This is a genomic window from Mycobacterium sp. DL99, from assembly GCF_004762045.1.
Classification (GTDB): domain Bacteria; phylum Actinomycetota; class Actinomycetes; order Mycobacteriales; family Mycobacteriaceae; genus Mycobacterium.
On the sequence record NZ_SJOM01000007.1, the window covers coordinates 1,230,030 to 1,242,937 of the forward strand.

Sequence of the window (12,908 nt, forward strand, 5' to 3'; positions counted from 1 at the left end):
ACCGACCTGACCTCCTTCGCGAACCCTACTGCGTTATCGGCCCGTTACCCGGCTGACACGCTGGCGGGAAAGGGAGTGACTGCGTTCGTACGGAGAGGTTCGCTCAGAGGTTCTCGACGACCCAATCGACGCAGCTGGTCAGGGCGCTCACGTCATCGGGCTCCACGGCCGGGAACATGCCGATCCGCAACTGATTACGGCCCAGCTTGCGGTACGGCTCGGTGTCCACGATCCCGTTGGCCCGCAGCACCTTGGCGACCGCCGCGGCGTCCACCGAATCGATGAAGTCGATCGTGCCGACCACCTGCGAGCGCAGAGCCGGATCGGTGACGAACGGCGTGGCGAAGCTTGCTGCCTCGGCCCACGAGTACAGGCGCTGCGAGGAATCCGCGGTGCGCTTGACGGCCCAGTCCAGCCCGCCGTTGCCGTTGAGCCAGTCGATCTGCTCGGCGAGCAGGATCAGCGTGGCGATGGCCGGGGTGTTGTAGGTCTGGTTCTTGAGGCTGTTCTCCACGGCGATGGGCAGCGACAGGAAGTCGGGCACCCAGCGGCCTGATGCGCCGATCGCTTCGATGCGGGCCAGTGCCGCGGGGCTGACGATGGCCAGCCACAGGCCACCGTCACCGGCGAAGTTCTTCTGCGGCGCAAAGTAATACGCGTCGGTGTCGGCGATGTCGACGGGCAGGCCGCCGGCGGCCGAGGTGGCGTCGATCAGCACCAGCGCATCACCGGCCGGACGCTGCACCGGCATCGAGACGCCGGTCGAGGTCTCGTTGTGGGCCCAGGCCACGGCGTCCACCGACGGGTCGGATTGCGGCTGCGGCGCGGTGCCGGGATCGGTCTTGACGATGATCGGGTCGCCGATGAAGGGGTTCTTGGCCACGCACGAGGCGAACTTGGCACTGAACTCGCCATAGGTCAGGTGCAGCGAGCGCTTGTCGATCAGGCCGAAGGCCGCGGCGTCCCAGAATGCGGTCGAACCGCCGTTGCCGAGGATCACCTCGTAGCCGTCGGGAACCGAGAAGAGTTCCCGCAATCCGTCGCGGACCCGGCCCACCAGATTCTTGATCGGCGCCTGTCGATGGGACGTGCCGAACAGATCCCCGGAAGCGGCCAGCGCGGTCAGTTGCTCGGGACGGACCTTGGAGGGGCCACATCCGAAACGGCCGTCGCGGGGCTTGATGTCGGCGGGGATGATCAGTTCAGCCATGAGACCAGCCTAAAGTCGGCCGTTACAGCGTCAAAATTCGGGCACCGTCGGCGGTGACGGCCACGGTGTGTTCACTGTGCGCGGCGCGGGCGCCGGTGGCGCTTCGCAGCGTCCAGCCGTTCGGGGTCGTGGACGTAGCCGGTGGTGCGGTCGGCGACGCGGCGCCGTATGCGGCCAGGATTTCGGCGGCGATCCGGTCCAAATCGGCCGTGGTGTGCCCGGCAACGGCCGGTTCGGTGATCATTCGCAATGTTTCGGCGACTACTGCGCCCGCCGCCGGCATCGCTTCTACCTGCTGTTTCGATTTCACATCGGCCACGGGTGGCTACTTGTCGGCAAACTCATCTAATCAGGCATGGACTTTTACTCGATACCTGCGGTACCGTTTGGACAACAAGTGGGTAGATGTAAACCTCAGACGAGTATAGAGAGGTCTGCAACATGGCACGGACCAAGATGGTCAGGCGTTGGCGCAAGAACATGGACGTCAGCGACGACACCCAGTACGTCGACATGCTCGCCACGCTGTCCGAGGGCTCGGTGCGGCGCAACTTCAATCCGTACAAGGACATCGAGTGGGATTCGCCGGAGTTTGCGGTGATCCCGAACGATCCGCGCTGGATCCTGCCGGACACCGACCCGATGGGTGGTCACGCGTGGTACCAGGCTCAGCCGGTCGATCGGCAGATCCAGATCGGCATGTGGCGCCAGGCCAACGTCGCCAAGGTCGGCCTGCACTTCGAGAACATCCTCATCCGTGGCCTGATGGAGTACTCGTTCTGGGTGCCCAACGGTTCGCCGGAGTACCGGTACTGCCTGCACGAATCCGTTGAGGAGTGCAACCACACCCTGATGTTCCAGGAGATGGTGAACCGGATCGGCATGGATGTACCGGGCATGCCGCGGCTGCTCAAGTGGGTGCAGCCGCTCATCCCGCTGGCCGCAGGCCCGCTGCCGATCCCGTTCTTCTTCGGCGTCCTCGCCGGTGAGGAGCCCATCGACCACACGCAGAAGAACGTGCTGCGCGAGGGCAAGGCCCTGCACCCGATCATGGAACGGGTCATGGCCATCCACGTCGCCGAGGAGGCTCGGCACATCTCGTTCGCGCACCAGTACCTGCACAAGCGGGTGCCGAACCTGCGCCGCCGGCAGCGTTGGATCCTGTCGCTGTTCGTGCCGCTGACCATGCGCATCCTGTGCTCGGCGATCATCGTGCCGCCGCGCGCGTTCTGGAAGGAATTCGACATCCCGCGCTCGGTGCGCAAGGAGTTGTTCTTCCGGGCCCCCGAGTCGCGCAAGATGCTGCGGGATATGTTCGGCGATGTCCGCATGCTGTGCCACGACACCGGCCTGATGAACCCGATCGCCAAGCTGATGTGGCGGATCTGCAAGATCGACGGGCCACCGAGCCGCTACCGTAGCGAGCCACAGCGCGAGCACCTGGTCTCGGTCGCCTAAAGCTCGCCCCGGAGGGTTCTAAGGTTTTTTATGCCCCATGTGATCACCCAGTCGTGTTGTAGCGACGGGTCCTGTGTCTACGCGTGTCCGGTGAACTGCATCCATCCGTCACCGGATGAGCCGGGCTTCGCCACGGCCGAGATGCTCTACATCGATCCCGAGGCCTGTGTGGACTGCGGCGCGTGCGTGAGTGCGTGCCCGGTCGGCGCGATCGCGGCCGATACCCGGCTGACCGAGAAGCAGCTGCCGTTCATCGAGCTCAACGCGGCCTTCTACCCGAAGCGCCAAGGCAAGTTGCCGCCGACATCCAAGCTGGCGCCGGTGATCGCGGCGCCGAGAGTGACCGCTCATTCCGGTGGGCCGTTGACGGTGGCGATTGTGGGCTCCGGTCCGGCGGCCATGTACGCGGCCGACGAGCTGCTGACGCAGCGGGGCGTGCGGGTCAATGTCTTCGAGAAGCTGCCGACGCCCTACGGGCTGGTACGGGCCGGCGTCGCGCCGGACCATCAGAGCACCAAGCAGGTGACGCGGCTGTTCGACGTCATCGGCAGGCAGCCGGGATTCAAGTTCTTCCTCAACGTCGAGGTGGGCAAGCACCTGTCGCATGCCGACTTGTTGGAGCATCACCACGCCGTGCTGTACGCGGTGGGTGCGCCCAACGATCGTCGCCTCGAGATCGACGGCATGGGCCTGCCCGGCACCGGGACCGCCACCGAGATGGTGGCCTGGATCAACGGGCACCCCGAGTTCACCGGCCTGCCCGTGGACCTCAGCCATGAGCGGGTGGTCATCGTGGGCAACGGCAACGTCGCATTCGACGTGGCCCGGATCCTCACCACGGATCCGGATTTGTTGGCCCGTACCGATATCTCCGATCACGCGCTGGCGGCCCTGCGCACCTCGAAGGTTTCCGAGGTGGTGATCGCGGCCCGCCGTGGCCCCGCGGAGTCGGCCTTCACGCTTCCCGAGCTGATCGGTCTGACCGCCAGCTGCGACGTCGTTCTCGATGAGGCCGATCACCAGCTGGTGGTGGCGGACCTGGCTCGTGAGACCGATCCGTTGACGCGCAACAAGCTGGAGATCCTGGCCAAGCTGGGCAATGCCTCCGCACCGCAGACCCGGCCGCGGATCCGGCTGGCCTACCGCCTCACCCCGCAGCGGGTGCTCGGCGAGGACCGGGTGAGCGGTATCGAATTCGGTGTCACCGGCACCGAAGAGGTGCGCACGTTCGATACCGGGCTGGTGCTGACCTCAATCGGTTACCGCGGCAAGGCTATTGCCGATCTCCCGTTCGACGACGACGCTGCCGTCGTGCCCAACGACGGCGGACGCGTCCGGGACGCGTCCGGCGCTTATGTCGCCGGCTGGATCAAGCGCGGGCCCACCGGCTTCATCGGCACCAATAAGTCGTGTGCGGCGCAGACCGTGCACCGGCTCGTCGACGATTACAACGCCGGTGCGCTGACCGATCCGGTGCACAAGTCGGCCGCCTTGGAGAAGCTGGTGCGGACGCGTCAGCCCGCCATGGTGGATGCCGCCGGGTGGCAGGCGATCGACGCCGCGGAGATCGCCCGGGGCGGCGAGGACCGGCCGCGGGACAAGTTCACCTCGGTCGACGAGATGGTCGCGGTCGCCGCGACTGCGCCGAAACCGACGGTGCGGCAGAAGGTTCTGTCGGGCCTGCGCTAGTCCGGCGCGGTGAATTCGAATCCACGTGCGGTGGGCACCGCGATCAGGTCGGCGCACGCTCTCGGCTGAAACCGGGTGATGAACTCGTCCTCCTGGGCGGCCCACCGGTCCCAGTGCGGACGGTAGGTATCGCCGTCGCGCTCCAGTGCCCGGCGCTTGCGCTCGGCATCGTCGGCGTCGACCCAGATGCCCAGGTCGGCGCACGCCCGGGTCTCCGGGGTGAGCGCACCGATGCCCTCGACGATGAGGCGTTGCCCCGGCTCGACGGAGTGCCAGTCGCTGGGCGCGCCCGTCACCCAATCCCAATGCCTCCAGCGCCCGGTGTGCCCGGCGGCCCGCGGCTCGAGCAGCGATCGTCGTAAATGCTCTGCGGCCCACAGCAGTCCGTCCCAGCCCGGGTAGATATCGTCGAGCCGGACGACGATGCTGCCGGCCCAGTCGTCGTGCAGCTCGACGGCCAGCGTCGACTTGCCCGACCCGGAACGCCCGTCGATCAGGACCGTCGTCGCGGCCGCACCGAGGCGGCGCAGGATGTCATCGAGTGCCAATGAAGTTCCACGTCCCGCACGCCACCGACACCGTGATCGCGACCCCCGCGATCACGAATCCCGCTGCGATCAGGGCGAATTCGCGTGCCGCGAAGGGTGACGGGCGCGCCCAGGTCCGCTGCGGGTAGGCACCGAACCCGCGCGCCTCCATCGCGGTGGCAAGCTTCGATCCGCGCCGCACGGCGAACACCAGCAGGGCGAAAGCCTGCCCCGCTATCCGCCGTACCCGGGCGTGGTCGGCCACGCCGCGGGCGCGCCGGGCGTAACCGAGGTACTGCCAGTCCTGCCCGAGTAACCCGACCATGCGCAGGCCGGCCAGCGCACCGAGCACGAACCGGGCCGGGAGCCGCAGCACCTGCCCCAAACCGTCGGCCAGCTCGGTCGATTCGACGTCGATGAACAGGATGACCGACGGCAGTGCGATCGCCAGCACGCGAAGAAACGTTGCCACCGCGAGGGCGATGGACCCGTCACTGATCGTGACCAGGAAGAAATGCCAGTAGACGGTTCCGCCGGTCTGCCCGTAGAGCAGGATGGTGATGGCGGTGAGGGTGGCCGCGACGAGGACCACGGCGCCGCGGGTCAGCGCCGCGCGGAGCCGCACCCCGACCGCGGCGAACAGCACGATCTCACCGACGAGTGCGGTCAGGGCCGAAACCCAGTCCACCGAAAGCACCAGGGCGGCCGCGATGATCAGGGCAGTGAGCAGTCGCGCGACCGGATTGATCACGACGTCGCCTCCCCGGTGGGCTCCCAGTCCGGCAGTTCGATGCGGGCATCGGCGAGCAGGGCGGCGAAGTCGAGATCGTGGGTGGCCGCGACGACGGCCGTTCCGGCATCGGCGATCTCGGCCAGTAGCCGGGTCAATTCCTCCCAGGTGCGGCGGTCCTGCCCGAAGGTCGGCTCATCGAGGATGATCACCCTGGGCGCGGTGGCCAGCATCGTGGCCACCGACAGTCGGCGCTTCTCTCCTCCGGAGAGGGTGTAGGGGTTCACCGCGGCGAGGTGGGTCAGGTGCAGCCGTTCGAGTAGCTCGTCGGTGCGGGTGGTGATCTCGGCGGTGCCGAGCTTGATCGCCTTGGGGCCCAACGCGAGTTCGTCGCGCACCGTGCCGGTGAGGAACTGGTGCTCGGGATCCTGGAACACGCTGCCGATCCGGGTGAGCAGTTCTTTCGACCGCCACTTGACCGGCTTGCGGCGCGACGGGGAGGGGGCGAAGTCGGCGTGCGCCTCGAGGTGGCCGCCGGGCACGGGCAACAACCCGCCGATGGTGAGCGCCAGCGTCGACTTGCCTGCCCCGTTCGGGCCGGTGATCACCGTGGTCTGGCCGGGTGTGATCTCGAAATTCAACCCGACGTGCATCGGGGGATCACCAGGATGCGCCAGCGCGAGATCTACTGCGTGCAGCAATGATTCGGCCGCGGGAGACCGGTGGCGGGTGATCTCGGGCAGTGGTGTGTCAGGTACCCAGACCCCGGATCCCACCAGATAGTCGTGGTGGCGCCGGATGGTCTGATCCGGTGTTCCGTCGGCGATCACCCCACCGTCGGCGCCGAGCACGATGACCCGGTCGATGACCGGCAGCCACACCTCGGTGCGGTGCTCGATGACGATGAGCGTCGCACCGGTGCGCGCAACCGATTCGGCAACGGCGTCGCGCACTTCGATGACACCGGCGGGGTCGAGGTTGGCCGTGGGTTCGTCGAGCAGGATGAGACCGGGATCCATGGCGATCACCCCGGCCAGCGCCAGACGCTGCTTCTGCCCGCCGGACAGCTCCGAAGTGGATTGGGACAGGCCGAGATTCAGCCCGACAGCATCGAGCGCGGCTCGGACGCGGGGCCAGATCTGTTCCCGTTCCACGCCGAAGTTCTCCATGCCGAAGGCGACGTCGTCGCCGACCCGGGACAGGATCACCTGGGAGTCGGGATCCTGCAGCACCATCCCGATCCGGTGGCGCTGCTCACCTGGCGGGCCACCGTCGACCAGTAGTTCGCCGGTCTGGTGACCTTCCTCGGCTCCGCCGAGCAGGCCGGCAATGCCGTGCAGCAGAGTCGATTTCCCGGCCCCGGACGGCCCGAGCAGCAGTACCCGCTCGCCGGGTTCGATCCGCAGATCGAGGTCCCGCACGGCCCAGCTGGCGCGTCCGGCATGGCACCAACCCCAGCTGTGCGCCGTGACGGTGGTTCCGGCGCCGTGCGGTGGGCTCATCGAGCGTGGGGGCCGATCCGGCCCGCGGCGAATCGGCTCAACGCCCCGGTCTTCGCCAGACCCCTGACCGCGTACCAGGACAGCAGGCCGGCGACGAGGGCACCGGAGACGACCGCCGAGACGGTGTAGATCGCCGCGAAGGTGTTCGCCGAACCGGGGTACCACAGGATGAGGTCGTTGACGGCCAGGGCCAATCCGGCGACGGCACCGGCGAGCAGCGCGACGGGCAATCCCCAACGGCGGTACAGGAACACCGCGAAGACCAGTTCCGCGCCGAGGCCCTGTACCAGGCCGGATTCGAGGGTGAGTACACCCCACTGGTTGCCGACCAACGCCGACACCGTGGCGGCGACGAGCTCGCCGTACAGGGCAGCGCCCGGTTTACGGATCACCAGGGCGGTGAGCACCCCGGCGAACAGCCAGCCCCCGGCGAGCAATGCCTGTAGGCCGGGAAGCAGCGCCGTCAGCGGCGCGCTGATCGGGTTGGAGGCGATGTTCCACACGACGAACACCAGTCCGGCCGCCGTCGCGAGGACGCTGGCGACGACGATGTCCACGACCCGCCAGCGCAGCGCCTGGGCGGCCGGCGTGACGTCGGTGGGCTGGGTGTTCATCGGGCTCCTTCGTGGCGTATCGCGAGGAGACCAGTATGGACTGCGCGAACCCGACCGGATGACGCCACAGTGTCGTCGGTCACCAGAGGTCGCCGACGCGCCAATCGCAGATCAGGGGCACTGACGTCGTGAAACCGAGAGCCGTGCTGTCCGTCGCGAACAGGAAGATCAGGTCGGTTGGATCGGAGGTGTCGATCACCCCATCGGGGGTGTCCGCCTGGGTCGGGCCGTCCCACAGTTGCCAGCCGCGGCCGGCATAGAACCCGGCGGCGTCCTCCATGGCGTTGAGTACACCGAGGTCGTGTCGCGTGCGGATGATGGCCTCTGTCTGATCCATCAGCAGGCGGCCCAAACCGCGCCCCTGCTGGTCGCCGCGCACGGCGACACCTTCGACGTAACCGGTGTCGAAGGTGTCGTCCGCGTGGCGCAGCGTGCGGGTCACCACCGCCGAGTGGGCCAGCAATTCGCGATCCTCGGTGATCAACACATGCACGCCGTCGACACCATGCAGCCAGTCATGCGGGCGGAAGCCGTCACCGAATGCCGAGCGGACCAACATCTCGGCCGAACTCAGGACGTCGCGGCCCAGTTCTCCGGGCTCCGCGATCAGAACGTCGATCACTGGCTCAGGATGCCACCCCGCGGGCTACTGCCCCGACTGCATGGCCTGTGCGATCTCCTCGGGGCTGACCTCGCGGACCGGCTGACCGAGTGACCACAGCTGGCCGAACGGATCGCGCACGACGCCGTAGCGGTCACCCCAGAACTGGTCTTCCAGCGGCATGACGACCTCCGCGCCGGCGTCGACCGCCTTGGCGAACATTGCCTCGACGTCGGTCACGGTGAGGTGAATCGTCACGGGGCTGCCGCCCAGGGCCTTGGGTGTCGACGGCTTGCCGTCGTTGTACTCGGGAAAGTCGTCATTGAGCATGACCGTGGACCCGTTGATGGTGAGTGCGGCGTGAACCAGCTTGCCGTCGGGCCCCGGCACCCGGCCCAGCTCGGTGGCGCCGAACGCCTTGACGTAGAAATCGATTGCTGCTGCGGCGTCGTCGACAACCAGGTGCGGAATGACTGCGGGAGTTACTTCGATCGCCATGTTCTTCTCCTGAATAGTGAGCGGATTCAATGCAGACCCGCGCGGCGGGCGGATCTCATCGCCGGACAAGTCCCATGCAACCACCGGGGTCTGACATGCGCACGAACCGCGAACCTACGCTCGGTGACGGAAATGGCCCTGATCTCGTCAGAAACCGTGATTTCGGCGGGCCGAGTCAGGTGACGGAGAACGTCCGCGGCAGCTCAGCGCGTCCGGTCAGCGCCATCAGCACGGTCTCGCCCTCGCCTGCCGCCACCGCGATCTGCGTGGCGAGCACACTGGCCGCCTCCAGTACCTCCGCCGGCAGGTCCGCCGAAAGGCCTGTGGCCCGGGCGATGTCGAGGCTGTGCACAGCGAGCTCGAAGATGCGGGTCGGCAGGTAGCCGCTCAACCGGATGCCGAACCCGCCGATGACGGTGATCAACGGATCGCCCGCCTCGTCGATGTCGTCGAGGGCGCGGCTCGCCAGCGCGTCCACCGCCGCGGCGGGATCGGAGCCCAGGTCGTGCCCGGCCTGACGGCCGCGCTCGATGATGGCTTCGGCGCCGGCGTCGGACATGAATCCGCGCATGGCCGCGTAGTACTCCACCGGACCGGCCAGATCGGCCGTCGACGCAGGGGTCTGCAGATACGTGCTGACGGTGATCAGTGAGCGCGAGGTGTGGCCCACCAGGGCGCGCAGATCCCACTCGCCCAGGCCGGGGCGAGCGAACGAGTCCGTTGGCAGCACCTGCACCAATCGGGCGAAAGCATGTGCTGCCGAGGCGAATACGTCGCGGGCGCCGGTCATGTCGTGGCGATCTTGTCCCATCCGGCGACCGTCTCCACGCTGCGCGGTTCGGGGCCGATGTAGATGGCGGCCGGACGCACGAGTTTGCCGAGCCGTTTCTGTTCCAGGATGTGCGCGCACCATCCGGCGGTCCGCCCGCAGGTGAACATCGCGGGCATCATCGAGGCGGGCACCTGGGCGAAGTCCAGGATCACCGCGGCCCAGAACTCGACGTTCGTCTCGATGGCCCGGTCCGGGCGGCGCTCACGAAGCTCGGCCAGTGCGGCCTGCTCCAATGCGGCGGCCACCTCGTAGCGGGGTGCCTCAAGGCGTTTGGCGGTGGCCCGCAGCACCCGCGCCCGCGGATCCTCGGCGCGGTACACACGGTGCCCGAAGCCCATGAGCTTGTCGCCGCGATCCAGGATGCCCTTGACCACCGCGCGGGCGTCACCGGTCTTCTCGACTTCTTCGATCATCGGGAGAACCCGGGCCGGGGCACCGCCGTGCAGCGGTCCGCTCATCGCGCCCACCGCACCCGACAGAGAGGCCGCGACGTCGGCGCCGGTGGAGGCGATCACCCGGGCGGTGAACGTCGACGCGTTCATCCCGTGCTCGGCGGCGGTCACCCAGTAGGCGTCGATCGCCTCGACGTGCTTCGGGTCGGGGTCGCCCTGCCAGCGCGTCATGAAACGCGCTGTGACCGTGTCGCATTCGTCGATCGTGCGCTGGGACACGGCGGGCCGGTAGATGCCGCGGGCGGATTGGGCGACGTAGGACAGTGCCATCACCGAGGCCCGGGCCAACTGGTCACGCGCGGTGGTGTCGTCGATGTCCAGCAGCGGCGCGTAGCCCCAGATCGGTGCCAGCATGGCCAGCCCGGCCTGGACGTCGACCCGCACGTCGCCACTGTGGATGGGCAGCGGGAACGGCTCGGCCGGGGGCAGGCCCGTGCCGAAGCTGCCGTCGACCAGAAGTCCCCAGACATCCCCGAAGGTGACCCGGCGGGTCACCAGTTCCTCGATGTTCACGCCCCGGTAGCGCAGCGCGCCGCCGTCCTTGTCCGGTTCGGCGATTTCGGTGGTGAAGGCGACGACGCCTTCGAGGCCGGCAACGAAGTCTTCCGGTACAGCTGGCATGGCCAGATTCTTGCACCAACCCCAGGCGTAGCGTTACCGCGGTGCCCATACCCCCTGGACAAACCCCTGGACACGACGACCATGACCTGGCTGCCATGCGCGTGGACTACGTCGAGAAGGACGGCTGTGGCGACCTGGACCTCGACTGGCTCGGCGACGACCCGGTAACCGGGTGGCTGAGGCTGCTGCGGACCTGGCTGGCCGACGCGTACCGCGCCGGCGTGGCCGAGGCAAATGCCATGGTGGTGGCCACTACCGACGATGCGGGAAGACCGGTCACCCGAACGGTGTTGTGCAAGAGCATGGACGAGACGGGCATCACGTTCTACACCAACTATGACTCTGACAAGGGTGTACAGCTGGCGGCGAATCCCTATGCGTCGGCGACGTTCCCCTGGTATCGGCTGGGCCGTCAGGTCCATGTACGCGGTTCGGTCACCAAGGTGAGCCGTGCGGACACCGAGGCGTACTGGTCCAAGCGCCCCCGCGGTTCTCAGCTGGGTGCCTGGGCGTCGCAGCAGTCCGGTCCGATCGCATCGCGTGAGGCACTGCTGGCCCAGCTCGCCGAGGTGACCGAGCGGTTCGCCGACCTCGAAACCGTTCCGGTGCCGCCGAACTGGGGTGGATATTTGATCGCTCCGGAGAGCGTGGAGTTCTGGCAGGGCCGGGAGAACCGGGTACACAACCGAATTCGTGTGATCGGCGATCGCGCCGAACGCCTCCAGCCCTAGTGCGTAGGTTCTTCGCCGACACCACGCCGCTGCGCACACGGGATTTCCGGCGGCTGTGGTTGACCGGAATCCCGACCGTCATCGGCGCAAACCTGACCATCTTCGCGGTGCCGGTGCAGCTGTACGTGCTCACCGAGAACTCGGCCTACGTGGGGTTGGCCGGTCTGTTCGCGCTGGTACCGCTGGTGGTTTTCGGGCTGTGGGGCGGCGCCTGGGCTGACGCGATGGACCGCAGGCTGCTGCTGATCATCGCCTCGATCGGATTGGCCGGGGCCTCGGTGCTGCTGTGGCTGCAGGCTGCGCTGGCACTGAACAACGTGTGGGTGGTGCTGTGCCTGCTGGGTGTGCAGCAGGCGTTCTACGCCGTCAACAGCCCGACGCGCTCGGCGGCCATTCCGCGGATGCTGCCGGGCGAGCAGTTGCCGGCGGCGAATTCGCTGAATATGACGGTCATGCAGTTCGGCGCGATCGTCGGCCCGCTGATGGCCGGGTTCCTGCTGAACTGGGTGGACCTGTCGACGCTGTATCTGATCGACGCCGTGACCTGCCTGGCGCCGATCTGGGCGACTTTCCGGCTGGCGCCGATGCCGCCGGCGAGCACCGAGGAAGGCGCCTCCCTGTGGGGATTGGGCGCGGTGCGCTCGGTCTTGGAGGGCTTCCGGTACCTGGCCGGCAACCGGGTGGTGTTGATGTCGTTCGTCGTCGACCTGGTGGCGATGATCTTCGGGATGCCGCGCGCGCTGTTCCCCCAGATGGCGCACGAGAGTTTCGGGGGCCCGGTCTCGGGCGGCACGGCGATGGCCTTGCTGGCGGCGGCGATGTCGGCCGGCGCGGTGGCCGGCGGAGTGTTCTCCGGTTGGCTGCCGAGGATTCGCAGGCAGGGGCTGGCCGTGGTGCTGGCCATCGTGGTGTGGGGCGTGGCGATGGTCGGGTTCGGTATCGCGGGCGGAATGGCGCACGGACAGGCCGGGTTGGTGTTGTGGATTGCGTTGGCGTTCTTGGCGATTGGCGGGGCCGCCGACATGGTGTCTGCTGCGTTCCGGTCGACGATCCTGCAACAGGCCGCGTCCGATGAACTGCGCGGCCGGCTGCAGGGCGTGTTCACGGTCGTGGTCGCCGGTGGCCCGCGGCTGGCCGACACCCTGCACGGGGCGGCGGCAGCAGCGGTGGGCACGACGGTCGCCGCGGCCGGTGGCGGTGCACTGGTGGTCGTCGGCGTGGTGATCGCGGCGCTCGAGGTGCCGGCGTTCGTGCGCTACCGGGTGACTGCGAGCGGAGCGGGTGATGCAGCCACTGCGGGCGGTATGGCCACTGTGAGCAGGGCCGGCGAGCCGCAGGTTCAGTCCGAGGCTGACAAAGTATGACCACCGGCGAATGGCACTCAGCGCCACATAGTTGCCGAAATGGACCGGAAAGCAGGCCTTTGAGCGATAACATCCGATC

The 12,908-nt window shown here is 67.8% G+C and carries 14 protein-coding genes; 4 read left to right on the forward strand and 10 right to left on the reverse strand.

The annotated features are described in order from the left end of the window. Positions 1-103: 103 nt before the first annotated feature. Both serC and EYZ64_RS06220 read right to left on the reverse strand, forming a co-directional pair. Positions 104-1,210 carry a phosphoserine transaminase gene (gene serC / locus EYZ64_RS06215; protein WP_135452689.1) on the reverse strand — a complete coding sequence of 369 codons (1,107 nt, stop codon included), beginning with the start codon at positions 1,208-1,210 and terminating at the stop codon, positions 104-106. 22 nt (positions 1,211-1,232) lie between these two features. Then, on the reverse strand, positions 1,233-1,454 hold the full coding sequence (locus tag EYZ64_RS06220; protein WP_286174650.1) for a hypothetical protein: 222 nt from the start codon (positions 1,452-1,454) through the stop codon (positions 1,233-1,235). Between the two features lie 197 nt (positions 1,455-1,651). Between EYZ64_RS06220 and EYZ64_RS06225 the strand changes: the two genes are divergently transcribed. Both EYZ64_RS06225 and EYZ64_RS06230 read left to right on the forward strand, forming a co-directional pair. Next, positions 1,652-2,668 (forward strand): AurF N-oxygenase family protein, encoded by a 1,017-nt coding sequence (locus EYZ64_RS06225; protein ID WP_167857727.1) that lies wholly within the window; start codon positions 1,652-1,654, stop codon positions 2,666-2,668. Between the two features lie 30 nt (positions 2,669-2,698). Then, positions 2,699-4,357 (forward strand): 4Fe-4S binding protein, encoded by a 1,659-nt coding sequence (locus tag EYZ64_RS06230; RefSeq protein WP_135452691.1) that lies wholly within the window; start codon positions 2,699-2,701, stop codon positions 4,355-4,357. Here EYZ64_RS06230 and EYZ64_RS06235 read toward each other — a convergent pair. From EYZ64_RS06235 to EYZ64_RS06270, 8 genes are all read right to left on the reverse strand, one after another. Next, positions 4,354-4,905, reverse strand: a complete 552-nt coding sequence (locus EYZ64_RS06235; RefSeq protein ID WP_135452692.1) for a nucleoside/nucleotide kinase family protein — start codon at positions 4,903-4,905, stop codon at positions 4,354-4,356. The genes EYZ64_RS06230 and EYZ64_RS06235 overlap by 4 nt on opposite strands. Then, positions 4,892-5,635 (reverse strand): energy-coupling factor transporter transmembrane component T family protein, encoded by a 744-nt coding sequence (locus tag EYZ64_RS06240; RefSeq protein ID WP_286174651.1) that lies wholly within the window; start codon positions 5,633-5,635, stop codon positions 4,892-4,894. The genes EYZ64_RS06235 and EYZ64_RS06240 overlap by 14 nt, the downstream gene beginning before the upstream one ends. Further along, positions 5,632-7,116, reverse strand: coding sequence for an ABC transporter ATP-binding protein (locus tag EYZ64_RS06245; protein WP_135452694.1), 1,485 nt, complete (start codon positions 7,114-7,116; stop codon positions 5,632-5,634). Before EYZ64_RS06245 ends, EYZ64_RS06240 begins: the two co-directional genes overlap by 4 nt. Then, on the reverse strand, positions 7,113-7,730 hold the full coding sequence (locus tag EYZ64_RS06250; protein ID WP_135452695.1) for an ECF transporter S component: 618 nt from the start codon (positions 7,728-7,730) through the stop codon (positions 7,113-7,115). The genes EYZ64_RS06245 and EYZ64_RS06250 overlap by 4 nt, the downstream gene beginning before the upstream one ends. A 79-nt stretch (positions 7,731-7,809) precedes the next feature. Then, complete coding sequence (locus EYZ64_RS06255) at positions 7,810-8,352, reverse strand: GNAT family N-acetyltransferase (protein WP_135452696.1); 543 nt, start codon at positions 8,350-8,352, stop codon at positions 7,810-7,812. 24 nt (positions 8,353-8,376) lie between these two features. Next, a complete protein-coding gene (locus tag EYZ64_RS06260) occupies positions 8,377-8,829 on the reverse strand; it encodes a VOC family protein (protein WP_135452697.1) in 453 nt (150 codons plus the stop codon). Positions 8,830-9,004: 175 nt separating this feature from the next. Continuing rightward, the gene (locus EYZ64_RS06265; RefSeq protein ID WP_502702938.1) at positions 9,005-9,640 is read right to left on the reverse strand and encodes a maleylpyruvate isomerase N-terminal domain-containing protein; all 636 of its coding nucleotides are present in this window, start codon (positions 9,638-9,640) and stop codon (positions 9,005-9,007) included. Beyond that, the gene (locus tag EYZ64_RS06270) at positions 9,616-10,734 is read right to left on the reverse strand and encodes a citrate synthase 2 (protein WP_135452698.1); all 1,119 of its coding nucleotides are present in this window, start codon (positions 10,732-10,734) and stop codon (positions 9,616-9,618) included. Before EYZ64_RS06270 ends, EYZ64_RS06265 begins: the two co-directional genes overlap by 25 nt. A gap of 95 nt (positions 10,735-10,829) precedes the next feature. Between EYZ64_RS06270 and pdxH the strand changes: the two genes are divergently transcribed. Both pdxH and EYZ64_RS06280 read left to right on the forward strand, forming a co-directional pair. After that, the gene (pdxH, locus tag EYZ64_RS06275; protein WP_135459844.1) at positions 10,830-11,465 is read left to right on the forward strand and encodes a pyridoxamine 5'-phosphate oxidase; all 636 of its coding nucleotides are present in this window, start codon (positions 10,830-10,832) and stop codon (positions 11,463-11,465) included. Continuing rightward, on the forward strand, positions 11,465-12,829 hold the full coding sequence (locus EYZ64_RS06280) for an MFS transporter (protein ID WP_286174652.1): 1,365 nt from the start codon (positions 11,465-11,467) through the stop codon (positions 12,827-12,829). The genes pdxH and EYZ64_RS06280 overlap by 1 nt, the downstream gene beginning before the upstream one ends. Positions 12,830-12,908: the final 79 nt, after the last annotated feature.